At 69.4% G+C, this 14,480-nt stretch carries 13 protein-coding genes; 6 read left to right on the forward strand and 7 right to left on the reverse strand.

The genetic code is table 11. The annotated features are described in order from the left end of the window. Positions 1 to 67: 67 nt before the first annotated feature. Positions 68 to 1,723 carry a S8 family serine peptidase gene (locus ACFYRU_RS20960; protein WP_387661381.1) on the forward strand — a complete coding sequence of 552 codons (1,656 nt, stop codon included), beginning with the start codon at positions 68 to 70 and terminating at the stop codon, positions 1,721 to 1,723. On the opposite strand, the gene ACFYRU_RS20965 is transcribed toward ACFYRU_RS20960, so the two are convergent. The 5 genes from ACFYRU_RS20965 to ACFYRU_RS20985 all read right to left on the reverse strand — a co-directional run bounded on the left by ACFYRU_RS20965 (position 1,720) and on the right by ACFYRU_RS20985 (position 6,996). Then, positions 1,720 to 2,841: an alkaline phosphatase family protein gene (locus ACFYRU_RS20965; RefSeq protein ID WP_387661384.1), complete on the reverse strand. Its 1,122-nt coding sequence runs from the start codon at positions 2,839 to 2,841 to the stop codon at positions 1,720 to 1,722. The genes ACFYRU_RS20960 and ACFYRU_RS20965 overlap by 4 nt on opposite strands. A gap of 4 nt (positions 2,842 to 2,845) precedes the next feature. Then, positions 2,846 to 3,457 (reverse strand): DUF5998 family protein, encoded by a 612-nt coding sequence (locus ACFYRU_RS20970; protein WP_387661386.1) that lies wholly within the window; start codon positions 3,455 to 3,457, stop codon positions 2,846 to 2,848. Between the two features lie 57 nt (positions 3,458 to 3,514). Continuing rightward, positions 3,515 to 5,161, reverse strand: coding sequence for an FtsX-like permease family protein (locus ACFYRU_RS20975; protein WP_387661389.1), 1,647 nt, complete (start codon positions 5,159 to 5,161; stop codon positions 3,515 to 3,517). Further along, on the reverse strand, positions 5,158 to 5,853 hold the full coding sequence (locus ACFYRU_RS20980) for an ABC transporter ATP-binding protein (RefSeq protein ID WP_387661392.1): 696 nt from the start codon (positions 5,851 to 5,853) through the stop codon (positions 5,158 to 5,160). Before ACFYRU_RS20980 ends, ACFYRU_RS20975 begins: the two co-directional genes overlap by 4 nt. 96 nt (positions 5,854 to 5,949) lie before the next feature. Beyond that, entirely contained in the window at positions 5,950 to 6,996 is a 1,047-nt protein-coding gene (locus tag ACFYRU_RS20985) for a P1 family peptidase (protein ID WP_387661395.1), read from the reverse strand. A 45-nt stretch (positions 6,997 to 7,041) separates the two neighbouring features. Between ACFYRU_RS20985 and ACFYRU_RS20990 the strand changes: the two genes are divergently transcribed. Then, positions 7,042 to 7,554 (forward strand): DUF2087 domain-containing protein, encoded by a 513-nt coding sequence (locus ACFYRU_RS20990; protein WP_387661398.1) that lies wholly within the window; start codon positions 7,042 to 7,044, stop codon positions 7,552 to 7,554. Here the strand turns inward: ACFYRU_RS20990 and ACFYRU_RS20995 are convergent. Continuing rightward, on the reverse strand, positions 7,547 to 10,243 hold the full coding sequence (locus ACFYRU_RS20995) for a GNAT family N-acetyltransferase (protein WP_387661401.1): 2,697 nt from the start codon (positions 10,241 to 10,243) through the stop codon (positions 7,547 to 7,549). The genes ACFYRU_RS20990 and ACFYRU_RS20995 overlap by 8 nt on opposite strands. 41 nt (positions 10,244 to 10,284) lie before the next feature. Here ACFYRU_RS20995 and ACFYRU_RS21000 point away from each other — a divergent pair, with 41 nt between their 5' ends. From ACFYRU_RS21000 to ACFYRU_RS21015, 4 genes are read left to right on the forward strand one after another with little or no spacing between them, the layout of a single operon-like run. After that, positions 10,285 to 11,331, forward strand: coding sequence for an SLC13 family permease (locus tag ACFYRU_RS21000; protein WP_387661403.1), 1,047 nt, complete (start codon positions 10,285 to 10,287; stop codon positions 11,329 to 11,331). Positions 11,332 to 11,341: 10 nt separating this feature from the next. Further along, positions 11,342 to 13,042 carry an AMP-binding protein gene (locus tag ACFYRU_RS21005; protein ID WP_387661406.1) on the forward strand — a complete coding sequence of 567 codons (1,701 nt, stop codon included), beginning with the start codon at positions 11,342 to 11,344 and terminating at the stop codon, positions 13,040 to 13,042. Further along, positions 13,043 to 13,810 carry an ABC transporter permease gene (locus tag ACFYRU_RS21010; protein WP_387661409.1) on the forward strand — a complete coding sequence of 256 codons (768 nt, stop codon included), beginning with the start codon at positions 13,043 to 13,045 and terminating at the stop codon, positions 13,808 to 13,810. It begins immediately after the preceding gene. Then, positions 13,807 to 14,055 carry a DUF2630 family protein gene (locus ACFYRU_RS21015; protein ID WP_387661412.1) on the forward strand — a complete coding sequence of 83 codons (249 nt, stop codon included), beginning with the start codon at positions 13,807 to 13,809 and terminating at the stop codon, positions 14,053 to 14,055. The genes ACFYRU_RS21010 and ACFYRU_RS21015 overlap by 4 nt, the downstream gene beginning before the upstream one ends. On the opposite strand, the gene ACFYRU_RS21020 is transcribed toward ACFYRU_RS21015, so the two are convergent. Next, positions 14,052 to 14,474 (reverse strand): TIGR03667 family PPOX class F420-dependent oxidoreductase, encoded by a 423-nt coding sequence (locus ACFYRU_RS21020; RefSeq protein WP_387661415.1) that lies wholly within the window; start codon positions 14,472 to 14,474, stop codon positions 14,052 to 14,054. The two genes, ACFYRU_RS21015 and ACFYRU_RS21020, sit on opposite strands and share 4 nt — an antisense overlap. Positions 14,475 to 14,480: the final 6 nt, after the last annotated feature.

Below are 14,480 nucleotides of genomic sequence, written 5' to 3' on the forward strand. Positions count from 1 at the left end.
TCGCGCACTCCGGGGTGTGTCGGAGGGGTGGCTTGGTTCCGGAGCCTCCGTTCAGTTTGAATGGAACGTGCGCAAACCCCTGCTCCTCGTCCTCGCGGTCTGCCTGCTGGCCGCCTCCGCCGTACTTCCGGCCCCACTCAGGGCGACGGCCGTGCCGGAGCGGATCGAGGCCGGGCTGCGCGCGTACTTCGTGATCACCGATCCGGGCCAGACCGGCAAGGTCACCGGCGCGGTCTCGCAGAACGGCGGCACGGTGTACGCGACGTACGACGCGATCGGGGTGATCGTCGCGCACTCGACGGCGACCGACTTCGCGGACAAGATGCGCGGCGTGGACGGCGTACAGAAAGCCGGTGCGACCCGTACGTCGGACCTCCCGGCGGACGCGGCGAACCCGGGCATCCCGGCCGCCGTACCGGAGGTCGCGACGGCCCAGCCCGAGGGCGACCGCACCGACATGACGCAGATCGGGGCGGACCGGGCCTGGGTGAAGAACCCAGGCTCGAAGAACATCACGGTCGGTGTCCTCGACACCGGCGTCGACGACCAGCACCCGGACCTGAAGGCGAACTTCGACGCGACCAAGTCGGCCTCCTGTGCGTACGGGAAGGTCGACCCGCGCCCCGGTGCGTGGCGACCTGTCGGCGAACACGGTACGCACGTCGCCGGCACCATCGCCGCCGCGAAGAACGGCGTCGGCATGATCGGCGTCGCGCCCGGTGTGAAGGTGTCGTCGATCCGGATCGCCGAGCCGGGCAGCCAGTTGTTCTTCCCGGAGAACACGGTCTGCGCGTTCATGTTCGCCGCCGACAAGGGCGTCTCGGTGACGAACAACAGCTACTACGTCGATCCGTGGCTGTTCAACTGCCCGAGCGACAAGGACCAGGACGCGATCGCCGAAGCGGTACGGCGGGCCGTCGCGTACTCGGACTCCAAGGGCGTCGTGAACGTTGCCGCCGCGGGCAACGAGGACTACGACCTGGCGAACAAGACCGACGACAACACGAGCCCCGACGACTCGACCGCGGCTGACCGCCCGATCACGAACGATTGCATCAGCCTGCCGACCGAGTTGCCGAACGTGGTGGTCGTCGCGTCGGTCGACCCGAACAGCCTGAAGTCCCCGTTCTCCAACTACGGAGACAACAAGATCAACCTCGCCGCGCCCGGCCAGGCCGTCTACTCGACCGTCCCGGGCGGCGGCTACAAACTCCTCGACGGTACGTCGATGGCGTCGCCGCACGTCGCCGGTGTCGCCGCGCTGATCCGCAGCGTCGACCCGAAGCTCACCCCGGCCCAGGTCCGCGCGAAGCTCGCGCAGCAGGCCAACGATCTCGCCTGTCCGGCTTCCGGCGCGGGTGAGTGCACCGGGTCCGCGGCCGACAACTCGTTCTACGGCGAGGGTCTGGTCGACGCGGCGGAGGCCGTCGGCGCCGCGGCCGCGCAACCGCAGGGCGCCATCTCGGTCACCCAGCCGACGGACCAGATCGGCGTCGGCGGCATCCCCGCGATCCCGTTGCTGATGAAGGGTACGGGCGGCACCGGCGACATCAGCTACACCGCCGTCGGCCTGCCGCCCGGGCTCTCGATCGAGAAGACGCGCGGCTGGATCACCGGCGTACTGACTCCCGGCGCCGGCCGCTACAAGGTGACCGTCACCGCACGCGACGGCGAGGCGAAGACCGCGACCACCACGTTCTGGTGGAACGTCTGGAGTTTCTAGTACCCGGCGTCGACGAGCAGCGGGATCTCCATCTCGTCCGCTGTCAGCGATCCGTGCAGTCCGATCAGCCCTGCCTCTTGCGGATACCGACGGCTGGCGACGAGCGCGACCGGCCCGAGCGTCGCGACGATGACATCACCGAGGCGAGGCGAGACCCGGTCCTCGACCGTTGCGCCGAACCACCCGCGGTCGACGGCCTCGGCCCGTGACAACACCAGTGCCTGGTCGCCCAGCCGATGCTGGTACGCGGCCAGTACGTCGGCCTCTGCGCCGGGTACGCAGTAGAGATGACGGAACCGTGACTCGCCGCCGATCAGGCTGACGCCGTCCGTCAGCGCCGGCTCGGCGTCGAGGTCGACGCGGTGCTCAGGCGCCACATCGATCATGCCGTGGTCCGCGGTGACGAGCAGTACGGCGTCGCGTGGCAAGGCTGACCGCACCTGCTGGGCGAACGTGTCGGCCGCGGTCAGCTCCTTCTGCCACTGCCACGAGTCGCACCCCTGCTGGTGGCCGATGTAGTCGAGCTGCGAGTCGTACACGTACACCAGTGACGACTGCCCTTCACGGCTCGCGAACCGGGTCGCGTCCAGGCGGTCCTCGACAGTGTCCGCGCCCCGATGAGCAGTCCCCCGGAACGCCGCGGCCGTCAGCCCCGACTTCTCGAACCGGACCTTGCTCACGTTGCGCGTCGCGACCCCGGCGGCCGCGACCCGGTCGAACACGGTCCCGTGCGGCTGCCAGCGCCGCGGATCCACCGGTGCGTCCCACTGCAACGCGTTCAGCAACGCACCCGTCTCCGGGACGATCGACGTGTACCCGACGATCCCGTGCGCGCCGGGCGGCAGGCCCGTACCGAGGCTGGTCAGGCTGACGGCAGTCGTCGACGGAACGCCCGCGGTCAGCGAACGCGCCGCCAGCGACGACAAGTACGGCGCGGCTTCGGCGTACCGCTTGAGGAGGTTCCAGCCGAGGCCGTCGAAGAGCAGCACCGCGTACCGCGAGGCGTCGGGCAGGCCGAGGAGGTTGGACTCCCCCGGCACCGACAGCGCGCCGGCCACCGACGGCAGGACGTCGGCGAGCGCGCCGCCGCCGTACTGCGGGGAAACCGGCTCGATCACTGCACTACCTGGTGGTCGCGAACGAGAGGGCCTTGGCGAACTCGAGCACCTGCTGGATCCCGGCCGGGCCGTCCGCGGCGGCGCTGATCCGCAGCGAGATGTCGTCGGCGGCGACCGAGCCGGTGTAGCCGTGGTCGGCCTCGCAGTTCGGGTCGGCGCAGACGGCAGGCTCGAGGTCGATCCGGTTGACCATCCCCCAGCCGATCGTCAGCACCACCTCGCCACTGCCGGCCACCGCCGGGTCGGCCTTGCCCGAGGCGTAGCCGGCCGGGTTCGGCACGACGCGGTTCACCACGACCGCGTTGACCCGGTGCAGCGGGATCGCCTCGGTCGAGGTGGACGCGTACGGCGCGCGGATCAGTTCGTCGGCGGCGTGCTCGTCGGTGTGGCCGACGATCAGCCGGGTCGGGGTGAGCGCCAGGATCGTGATGTGCCGCCGGACCTCGTCCCGGTCGAACGTCGGCTCGTGCTGCAGCACGTAGGCCCGGATCGGCTCGCCGGCGATCGCCACCTCGAGCGAATCCGTCACCACGTCGGGGTAGTAGCCGCACCGATCGATCGCCTCGCGCAGGTCCGGAGACGCGTCCGCGAGCTCCGGTGTATTCAGGTCACGCATGCCCTCATCCTTGCACGATCAGGGCCGCCGGCGTTTCACCCTTGTGGACAACCGCGATCAGTTCGCACTTGCCTTCCGTAGCACCGGCGCACCCGCGGCACCCGCGACCGCGACCAGCACGAGGCCGACGATCACCTGCCCGAGCAGCAGAATCAGGCCGGAACTGCCCTGCGTGATCACCTTCCCGCCACTCAACGCGAGCCCGCACAGCGCACCGAAGCCGACGACGGGCAGCCCGACACCGAGCACCGGTACGACCGCGGCGAGTCGCGCGGCGCGCTCGATCACCTGCAGCGGTACGCCGGAACGCCGCAGTGCGCGGGCAGGTGCCGCCTGGTCGAGGGCCGTACCGACGGCACCGGCCGCCGTCGACGCGGCGACGGTCAGGAACACCAACGAGAGCAGGAGTGCGACACCGATACGCATGTCACCGAAGTTCGGGTTCTGGTCCCCCGACGGCATGAAGACCGAGATGAAACCGGTGACGAAGCCCGACAGTACGAGTGCAGCCACCGGCCGGAACGCGCCCTTCGGGTCGTCCACGAGCCGCCGCCCGGCGAGCAAGGTCACCGCACGGTTCGCGTTGCCGGCCATGATCTTACCGATCACCTGGACGGCGAACGGTCCGATGACGCGTACCGCGAGAGCGGCGAAACCGACGCCGATCAGCAGCGGTACGAAGGCGCCCCGCAAGCCGTAGTACCCCAGGATCGCCGGGCCGATGACGAGAAGTCCCAGGCGGATCGCGTTGACGCCCTTGCGCGTCTGACCGCGTACGACGCCCAGTGGAGTGATGCTGACGCGTCCGAGGCCGATCAGCGCGCTGATGACCGACAGGATCGGTACGGCGACCAGTACGACGAGGACCGTCCACCACCGGACCGTGATGTCGCTGAGGTACCAACGACCACCACCCAGCGGGATCTGCGCGATCAACGGACTGAGAACCGTGTAGCCGACAAGACCGACCAGTGCGCCGGCAAGACCGAGCACGGCCTGTTCCACAGCGCTCAGCCAGAGCACCTGGGTACGAGTGGCACCTGCCAACCGTAGTGCGGCCAGCCTGTGCTCACGGCGCTTTGCTGCGACACCTGCCGCCTGCCCCACGAGGCTGAGGATCGGGAACAGCACCAGCGTGATACCGAACGCCACAGCGATCAGCAGACCAAGCATGCGGCTGTCCCACACCTTGTCGTGCCAACTGCTCACGTACTGCGGGTTCTGGTCGGCCGGGATCGTCTGTACGCCACGGATGACGATGTACTCCTCCGGTGACGACAGGCCTTTGTCGCTGATCTCCCCGGTCGGCTTGTCGAGACCGAACTGCTTGCTGAGGCTGGACCAGTGCTTGGCGACCTCCGGCGACACGAACACCTCACCCGGCTTCGGCGCATGGTCGAGGCCGGGCGGTGCAGGCTCGCTCGGCTTGAGTACGGCGACGTCGAGAACGCTGAGGCGATGGCCGTCGACACTCTGCTCGTCGTCCAGGTTCAGCATGCCGATCGCCGTTGCCGGGTCGGCCTTGTCCGCGCTCCGCCAACCGATCCGGTCGGACCGGTGCGTCAACCCGAGCGACCCCGCGATCAAGAACGTCACCAGCAACGCCACGACCGCAGTCGCACCGAACGCCGCCAGGTTCGCGGCCCGTCCGCCCGGCCCAGGCCGCCGTACGAACCGTAGGCCGAGCTCGGTCATCGGGCTCATCGCGCGACTCCGACCGACTCACTGACGCGGCCGTCGACGATGTTGAGCGTGCGGTGGCAGCGGGCCGCGACCGCGTTGTCGTGCGTGACGACTACTACTGCGGCGCCGCGGTACGTCGCTGCACCGACGAGGAGCTCGATCACCTGGGAGCCGGTCGCGGCGTCCAAGGCACCCGTCGGCTCGTCGGCGAACACCACCTGTGGTTCGCCGACCAGAGCGCGGGCAATCGCTACTCGCTGTGCCTGGCCGCCGGAGAGCTCGCCAGGTCGGCGGCCGACCTCAGCCGCGAGCCCTACCTGCGCCAGCATGTGCCTGGCGCGACCGATCGCCTCACGACGGTTCAGACCGTCCACCATCAGTGGGAGCGCCACGTTCTCGTCCGCGGGCAGCTCCGCGAGCAGTTGGTTGTCCTGGAACACGAAGCCGAGCCGACGGCGACGTAGTACTGTCCGGGCGGCATCGTTGAGCTGGTCCACGCGTTCACCGCCCAGCCAGACCTCGCCCTGGTCCGGGGTGAGGATGCCTGCGAGTACGTGCAGCAAGGTGGTCTTGCCGTTGCCGCTGGGACCCATCACGGCGAGGGCCTCGCCGGAGCGGACCGCGACATCGACGCCAGCCAGACCCACGACGCTGCCGTAGTACTTGACCAGCCCGTGACCGCTGAGCACAACCTGGGGACTCTGGAAGTTCATACCGCAGAGCCTTCCGCGAACCCACCCCCGGAACGTCGGACCACGGACCGGTCTTCCCGTCGCCTTCGGGTGCCTTTCGACGTACGCCCGTACGACTCAGGTCGTAGAGAACGCGGACGGGTACGCGTCGCGGTAGCTCGGGATCGGACCGGTCGGGGTGTCGACCGACTCGGCGTTGAGCATCGCGTGGACGATCGCGCGGGACAGCGTGCGGGCGCCGGCGGCGTACACCGTTTCCAGCTGGCCGAGGGCGGCAGGGTCCGTGACGCTCAGCCGCGGCTGGTCGGTCGTGGTGGACAGCGCGAAGATGCTGTCGCCGTCGACGAGGGTGTGGATCGGGTCGATCGCCCGGGCGAGGCCGTCGTGGGCGATCATCGCCATCCGCTTGGTGGCGGCCTTGTCGAGCGGTACGTCGGTGGCGACGACCGCGATCACGGTGTTCATCGACGGGCCGGGGATGAGGTTGCGGCCGGGTTCGACCAGCGACGGCGCGTCGGTCGGCGTCCGCAGGTGGGCGAACTCGTCGCCGAGGCCGAGCCGCGCGCCGTACAGGTTGCCGTCGGCGTCGATCGTGGAGCCGGCCGCGTTCACGATCACCAGCGCGCCGACCGTCGTACCGTCGTCGAGCCGTACGCTCGCCGATCCGACGCCGCCCTTCAGCGACCGGGCGCGAGCACCGGCGCCGGCCCCGTGGTTGCCCAGGGCAACCGGTCCGCCGGTGGCGGCCGCGATCGCGCCGGCACCCCAGGACGGCTCCGGACGGGCCTTGAAGTCACCGCCGCGGGCCAGGTCGAAGATGACCGCGGTCGGCACGATCGGCACGACGTCGTGCTCGTCCTGGCCGACCCGTACGCCCTCGCCGCGCTCCTCCAGCCAGCGCATCACGGTGCCCGCGGTGTCGAGGCCGAACGCGCTGCCGCCGGTCAGGACGATCGCGTTCACGCCGCCGTTCGAGTTCACCGGCGAGAGCAGGTCGGTCTCGCGCGTCCCGGGCGCGCCACCGCGGACGTCGACGGCTCCGACGGCGCCTCGTGGGACGTGGACAACGGTCGTGCCGGTCAGGTACGGCAGGTCGAGGCGCTCCACCTGACCTACGTGGATTCCGGGGACGTCGGTGATCGCGTTGTGCGGGCCAGGCTGCATACGGACGATCCTAAATCGGTTGCGGTCGTGTCTAGCGTGAAAGGTATGAACGCCGATCAGCTGTGTGGTCTGCTGGCCGAACCGTCGAGGTTGCGGACGTACTCCGCGATCGTGCTCGGCGCCTCCACTCCCGAGCAGGTCGCAGGCAGCACCGGGCTGGCCGCGCCGGTCGTGGTGAAGGCGCTGCAGCGGCTGACGAAAGGCGGGCTGATCGAGGCGAGCCGCGACGGGTTCACGGCGGACGCCGGCGTGTTCAAGACCGCCGTACGGGAGAACCGGCCGGAGCGCGTACCGCTGGATCCGGATCCGGCGCGGGACAACGTGCTGCAGTCGTTCATCCGGGACGGGCGGCTGACGCACTTCCCGACGTACCCGGACAAGTACCAGGTGGTGCTCGAGTACCTGGTGCAGAGCTTCGAGGTCGGTCGGGAGTACCCGGAGACCGAGGTCAACGAACTGCTCAACCGCTGGCACCCGGACCACGCCGCCCTCCGGCGCGGGCTGGTCGACGCAAGGCTGCTACGTCGAGAGAACAGCATCTACACGCGGACTAAGTGAGCCTGCGAGCCGGCGTGTCCTGCCGGGGCTTCTCGTTCGGGGCGATGCGGACCCGGGTGTCCAACACCGTCGCGCCTTGGGCGGAGACGAGGACCGAGCGGAGGTCGAGGCGGACGACCTCCTCCAGGTCCAGCGTCAGGCGCGACACCCGGTGCAGGAGGTCTTCGATCGCGGAGATGTCCACCGGGTCCGACCCGCGGTAGCCGTACAGCAGCGGCGCCGCCTTCACCTCACGGACCATCTCGGCCGCGTCCCGTGTAGTCAACGGCGGCATCCGGTACGACCGGTCGCCGAGCAGGTCCGTCGCCACCCCGGACAGCCCGAACGTGACCACCGGCCCGAACGACACGTCCTCGATCGTCGAGATCACCACCGGTACCCCGGGCGGCGCCATCTTCTGGACGACGAACTGTGCCCGGGCCGGATCCGCGGCGACCCCGAACGTGCGCGTCATTTCCGTCCAGGCCGCGCGCATGTCCTCCTCGTCGTGGATGTGCCGCCAGATGTCGGCCAGGTCCGGCCGCATCCGCCACTGTTCCGCGGTCGCCTTCAGGATCACCTCGAACCCGAGGTCCGCGGCCCGCGCGACCGCCTCGTCCGCGCTCAGCACCGGGAACGCCGGCAGCACCGAGATCCCGTAGAAGCTCAGCAGCCGCTGCCGGTCCGCCTCGTCCAGGTCCGCGCCGGACGGGTGCCGCTGCAGGAACTCCGCGACGTAGTCCTCTCCCCCGGCGGTGTCGATGTCCGGCAGGTCCGGGATCCGGCTGTCCGACCGGCGGTGCCATTCGCCGTACTGCGTCGCCTTCGCGAGCGCACCGACGGCGTACTGCGGGTTCAGGAACGACGGGATCGAACCGCGTGCCGCTCCCCCGTCCTCGTCCGGCACCCGCAGCTCCTCGGGCACGCTGCGGGACGCGAGGAACGTCGCCACGACCGCCTTGTCCGAATCGGCGGCCGCGGCCGCGAGCACCTGCGCGATCTCGCCGCCGTTGGACTGCACCGGCGGCGTGTAGATCACGACGACCGAATGCACCTTCTCGTCCGAGAACACCTCGGACAGCGCCAGGCCGAAGTCCGACGCGGTCGCATCGGCGCTCAGGTTCCGCGGCTCCCCCGCGACCTCCAGCCCGCAGCCTGCCATCGTGTCGAGCGCGAGCAGCGTCAGGGCGTCCGAGTTCGACACGATCGCGACCCGGCGGCCCTTCGGCAGCGGCTGGTGCGCGAGCAACTGGGCGACGTCGAACAGCTCACCGGTAGTGTCCACGCCGATCAGCCCGCTCTGCCGGAACATCGCCTCGATGGTTGCTGGCGGCAACTGGCTGCGCCGGATCAGCTGCCCGACCGGGACGCCCTGGGTGGCGCGGCCGGACTTCAGCGCGACCACCGGTTTGCGGCCGGCCAGCCGACGGGCGACCCGGCTGAACTTGCGCGGGTTGCCGAGCGACTCCAGGTACAACAGCACGACCTCGGTGGCCTCGTCGGAGTACCAGTACTGCATCAGGTCGTTGCCCGAGACATCGGCCCGGTTGCCGGCCGACACGAAGCTCGACAGGCCGAGACCACGCCCGACCATGTCGGCCAGGATCGGTACGCCGAGCGCGCCGGACTGGCAGAAGAACGCGACCCTTCCCTTGCTCGGCATCAACGGCGACAACGTGGCGTTCAGCGACACACCTGGCGCGGTGTTGATCAGCCCGAGCGCGTTCGGCCCGATCACCCGCATCCCGTACGAGCGCGCGAGGCCGACCAGGTACCGCTGCCGCTTCCGTCCCTCGTCGCCGATCTCCGCGAACCCGCTCGACACCACGACGAGCCCGCGAACGCCCTTCGCCGCGCAATCCAGTACGACGTCGGCGACCATCTCGGCCTTCACCGCGACCACGGCGAGGTCGACGTTGTCCTCGACCTCCCGGATCGTCGGGTACGCCGGGACGCCCTCGATCTCGTCGGCCTTGGTGTCGGTGTTGACGGCGTACAACCGGCCCGGGAATCCGCCGTCGCGGAGGTTCCTGAGCAAGGCGTTTCCGATGGTGCCCTCGCGGCGGCTGGCGCCGATCACCGCGACGCTCGACGGGGTCAGCAGCCGCGCGATCGACAGCGCCTCGGAGCGCTGCTCGCGGGCCTGCATCACCCCGAACGAGGTGTCGGTCGGCGCGATGTCGAACTCGACCATGATGACGCCGTCCTCGAACTCCCGGGCGACCTTGTAGCCGGCCTCGGTGAAGACCGTGATCATCTTCCGGTTGTCCGGCAGCACCTCGGCGACGAACCGGTGGATGCCGTTCTCCCGGGCGGCCTGCGCCAGGTGCTCGAGCAGCAGCTGGCCCAGCCCGCGGCCCTGGTGTGCGTCCTCGATCAGGAACGCGACCTCTGCCGTACTGCGGCCGGTCCCCTCGTACCGGCCGACGCCGATCATCTCGTCACCGACCGTGACGATCAGCGCGAGCCGCTGGTGGTAGTCGACCTGGGTGAAACGCGCCACGTCCCGCTCGGACAGTTCCGGGTACGGGGCGAAGAAGCGGTAGTACTTGGACTGTTCGGACACGCGGGCGTAGAACGCCACCAGCAGGTGGTCGTCGGCGGGGGTGATCGGCCGCAGGTGCGCGGTCGCACCGTCCCGCAGGACGACATCGGCCTCGTACTCCGCCGGATAGCCGTCCGGCAGCTCGTGGTCATACTGGTCCGGCACCTAGACAGCGTACTCAAACACCCACTGCGGAGGACGGGAATTTGGTCGAGCGGATCGCGCCGGTACTGGTGTTCCTGATCGCGGTGACCGTGATCGCGGAGCTGGCCGACCAGGCCAAGGTGTTCGACGTCGCAGCCCGGGAGGCGGCGCACCTGGCCCGCGGGCGGGTCTGGCGGCTCTGGCTGCTGGTCGTGGCGCTCGCCACCGGCCTCACGATCGTCCTGTCGCTGGACACCTGCGCCGTGCTGCTGACGCCGGTGGTGCTGTCGATGGCCCGTCAGCTGGACATCCCGCCGAAGCTGTTCGCGTTCACCACTGTCTGGCTGGCCGGTACGGCGTCCCTCCTGCTGCCCGTGTCCAACCTCACGAACCTGCTGGCGCTGCACCCGTTCCGTGAGCTCGGTGTGAGCTATCTGTCGGTCAGCTGGCGCCCTGCGATCGCTGCGATCGTCATCACGGTCGCGGTGCTCGCCGCACTGTTCCACCGCGACCTGCCGCGGAAGTACGTCGTACCGCCGACGCCTGACGTCGAGGACAAGGTCCTGTTCTGGGGTGCGACCGCGGTGTGCGTGCTGCTTGGTCCTGCCTTCGTCTCAGGTGTCCAGGTGGCGTATCCGGCCACCGTCGGAGCACTCGTACTGGTCGTGCTCTTCGCAGTACGACGTCGCAGCGTGCTGAAGTGGTCGCTGCTCCCGATCAAGCTCGTTGTGACTGTGGTGGTGCTCTTCACAGTCGTGGGCTTCCTGAGCTCACACGGCCTCGAAGACGTACTACGGCGTGTGGCCGGCACCACTTCTGAGTTGCGACTGAGTGCGACCGCCGCGGTCGGCGCGAACCTGTTCGACAACCTCCCCGCGTACCTGGCTATGGAGCCCGTCGCCTCGGACAGCCCGCACCGCATGATGGCTCTGCTGATCGGCGTGAACTGCGGCTGCCTGCTGACACTCTGGGGCTCACTCGCCACACTCCTCTGGCGCGCCCGCTGCGACGCGGCCCGCGTAGAGATCTCGTGGTGGTCGTTCCTATGGCGCGGCCTGATTCTCACGCCACTCGTCGTGACGGGCGCTGTCCTGGCGCTGAATGGGTAATGTGCGCCTCATGGCGACGGAGCAGAGCACCTCGGAGGTCACCCGGGAGTTCCGGGCGGCGCGGGACTTTCTTGTGGCGCACCGCGACGACTACGAGACCGCGTACCGGGATTTCAGTTGGCCGCAGTTCGAGCGGTTCAACTGGGCGCGGGACTGGTTCGACGCGCTCGCCGTCGAGCAGCCCGAGGCGGCCGCGCTGACGATCGTCGAGGAGGACGGCGAGGTCAGGACGCGGACGTACGCGGAGATGGCCGAGCGCTCCCGCAAAGTGGCCGGCTGGCTGACCGCGGCCGGCTTGAAGCCGGGCGATCGCGTGCTGATCGTGCTCGGCAACCAGGTCGAGCTGTGGGAGACCATGCTCGGCTGCATCCGCGCCGGCGCCGTGATGATCCCTGCGACCACCCTGCTCACCGACGCCGACCTGGCGGACCGGATCTCGCGCGGCAACGTACGGGCTGTCGTCACCAGCGGCGCCGACGCCGAACGGTACGCCGGGATCGCGGACCACTGCATCCGCGTCGCGGTCGGCTCGACGGCTGAGGGCTGGCTGTCGTACGCCGACGCCGAGAGCTACGACGGCCCGGTCCCCGACGTGGACACCGCAGCTGACGACTCGCTGCTGCTGTACTTCACGTCCGGTACGACAAGTCAGCCGAAGCTGGTCGAGCACACGCAGGTCAGCTACCCGGTAGGGCACCTGTCGACGATGTACTGGATCGGCCTGCAGCCCGGCGACGTACATCTCAACGTCTCCTCCCCCGGCTGGGCGAAGCATTCGTGGAGCAACGTGTTCGCTCCGTGGAACGCGGGCGCCACCGTGTTCCTCTACAACTACACGCGCTTCGACGCCGCGAAGATGCTCGACGTACTCGCGACGTACGGCGTGACCACGTTCTGCGCGCCGCCGACGGTCTGGCGGATGCTGATCCAGGCCGACCTGTCGGCGGTCGAGGTCCGGATCCGCGAATGCATCTCGGCCGGCGAGCCGCTCAACCCCGAGGTGATCGACCAGGTCCGGAACGCCTGGGACATCACGATCCGGGACGGGTACGGGCAGACCGAGACGACCGCCCAGATCGGCAACCCGCCCGGCCAGCCGGTGAAGCTCGGCTCGATGGGGCGCCCGCTGCCGGGCTACAGCATCGCGTTGATCGACCCGTCGACGGACGAGATCGGCGACGACGGCGAGATCTGCATCGAACTGGCGCCCGCGCCGGTCCCGCTGATGCGCGGGTACCGCGACGCCGACGAGCTCACCGCCGAGGTGATGCGCAACGGGTACTACCACACCGGCGACGTCGCCAGCCGGGACGAGGACGGGTACATCACGTACGTCGGGCGCTCGGACGACGTGTTCAAGGCCAGCGACTACCGGATCTCCCCGTTCGAGCTGGAGTCGGTACTGATCGAGCACCCCGCCGTCGCGGAAGCGGCCGTCGTACCGTCGCCGGACCCGGTGCGGCTCGCCGTACCGAAGGCGTACGTCGTCCTCGCCGCGGGGCACGAGCCGTCCAGAGAACTCGCCGGCGAGATCCTCGCGTTCTGCCGGGAACACCTCGCACCGTACAAGCGGATCCGGCGGATCGAGTTCGCGGAACTACCGAAGACGATCTCCGGGAAGATCCGGCGGGTCGAACTGCGCGCCGACGAAGCAGCCAAGGTCGAGAGCGGGAACGCCGGGCAGACGTACGACGAAGCCGACTTCAAGTAAGTGTCCTTTCACACCGGCCTGGGCTGGTCGGCGCTCGTCGTCCTGCCCTTACTGATCGCGATCGGCGTCGGCGCGTCCCGGTACGCCGGCCTCCGGCACGACAAGGGCATCGTCACGGCCGCGCTGCGGGCCGTCGTGCAACTCGCGGCGGTCGGCGCGGTCGTCGGCGTCGCGCTGCAGCACACGATCGGTGCGCTGGCGTTCGTACTGCTGATGTTCGTCGTCGCGACCGTGACGAGTACGCGGCGGCTCCGGCAGACGGCGGTGATCCCGCGGCTGTGGATGTACTGCGCGGCCGCGATCGGTTCCGGTGCGTTCGCCGTACTGCTGCTGCTCATCCTGCCGGGCGTCGTGCCGCGGAACCCGGCGAGCATCCTGCCGATGGGCGGCATCATCGTCGGCGGCGCGATGACCGCGACCACGCTGGCCGGGCGGCGGGTGCTGAGCGAGTACCGCAACCGGTTCGGGGAGTTCGAGGCCGGCCTGTCGATCGGGCTGATGCAGCCGGATGCGTTCAAGCTCGTCGCCGGGCCGGTCGCCGGTGACGCGCTGTTGCCCGCGCTCGACCAGACGCGGACGGTCGGGCTCGTCACGCTGCCGGGCGCCTTCGTCGGTATGGTCCTCGGCGGCGCGTCGCCGGTACAGGCCGCGGCGCTGCAACTCGTCGTACTGATCGGGCTGGTCGCCGCCGAGGCGATCGCGATCCTGGTCGTCACGGAGCTGTTGTCCCGGGCAGCGCTTCCGGACGGGCGTACGGTTGGCTCATGAGTGACGACAAGGGCATCTTCAGCCGCATCGACGAACTGGTGGCCGAGGAGCACGAGCTCCGGACCAAGCACGCTGCCGGGCAGGTCGGCGACACCGACGAGCAGACCCGGCTGCGGGCTCTCGAGGTCGAGCTGGACCAGTGCTGGGACCTGCTGCGGCAACGCCGCGCCAAGCGGGAGTTCGGCGAGAACCCGGACGACGCGCAGGCGCGCTCGTCGGACACCGTCGAGGGATACCTGAACTAGAAACCGCGCAGTTTCTCCGGGGTGATCCGGATCAGTACCGAATAGGCGGCGTGGAACTGGTCCGGAGTCATCCCCAACCGCTTGATGTCGCCCGCGTACTTCTCGTTGTAGGCCGTCAGCGCGTCGCCGCCGATCGGGTCGGTGTCGATCCGCGCCGTGCCGGTGATCACGCCGACGTCGCCGCCGGTGTGGGTCGCGTTGAAGTTGACCGCGACCTGCGGGTGCGCCGCGATGTTGCGCAGCTTCGCCTTGTCGGGCTCGCTGCCGATCAGCAGCTCGCCGTCGTGCCAGAGGAACCACACCGGGGTCGGCGCCGGCGTCCCCGACTTCGCGACGGTGGTCAGCCAGACCATCCGTTCGTCGCCGAGTTGCCGTGCGATCCGTTTGCCGAAGCCGGTGGAACTGTCGATCGTGAACATTCGGTG

The sequence above is a fragment of the Kribbella sp. NPDC004536 genome, assembly GCF_042873835.1.
Lineage (GTDB): Bacteria > Actinomycetota > Actinomycetes > Propionibacteriales > Kribbellaceae > Kribbella.

Excerpts from the sequence above, each read along its gene's own strand:
- ACFYRU_RS21015 (WP_387661412.1), top strand. The coding sequence starts at position 13,807 with ATGAGTGACGACAAGGGCATCTTCAGCCGCATCGACGAACTGGTGGCC.
- ACFYRU_RS21005 (WP_387661406.1), top strand. The coding sequence starts at position 11,342 with ATGGCGACGGAGCAGAGCACCTCGGAGGTCACCCGGGAGTTCCGGGCG.
- ACFYRU_RS20975 (WP_387661389.1), bottom strand. The coding sequence starts at position 5,161 with ATGAGCCCGATGACCGAGCTCGGCCTACGGTTCGTACGGCGGCCTGGG.
- ACFYRU_RS20990 (WP_387661398.1), top strand. The coding sequence starts at position 7,042 with ATGAACGCCGATCAGCTGTGTGGTCTGCTGGCCGAACCGTCGAGGTTG.
- ACFYRU_RS20970 (WP_387661386.1), bottom strand. The coding sequence starts at position 3,457 with ATGCGTGACCTGAATACACCGGAGCTCGCGGACGCGTCTCCGGACCTG.
- ACFYRU_RS20985 (WP_387661395.1), bottom strand. The coding sequence starts at position 6,996 with ATGCAGCCTGGCCCGCACAACGCGATCACCGACGTCCCCGGAATCCAC.
- ACFYRU_RS20980 (WP_387661392.1), bottom strand. The coding sequence starts at position 5,853 with ATGAACTTCCAGAGTCCCCAGGTTGTGCTCAGCGGTCACGGGCTGGTC.
- ACFYRU_RS21020 (WP_387661415.1), bottom strand. The coding sequence starts at position 14,474 with ATGTTCACGATCGACAGTTCCACCGGCTTCGGCAAACGGATCGCACGG.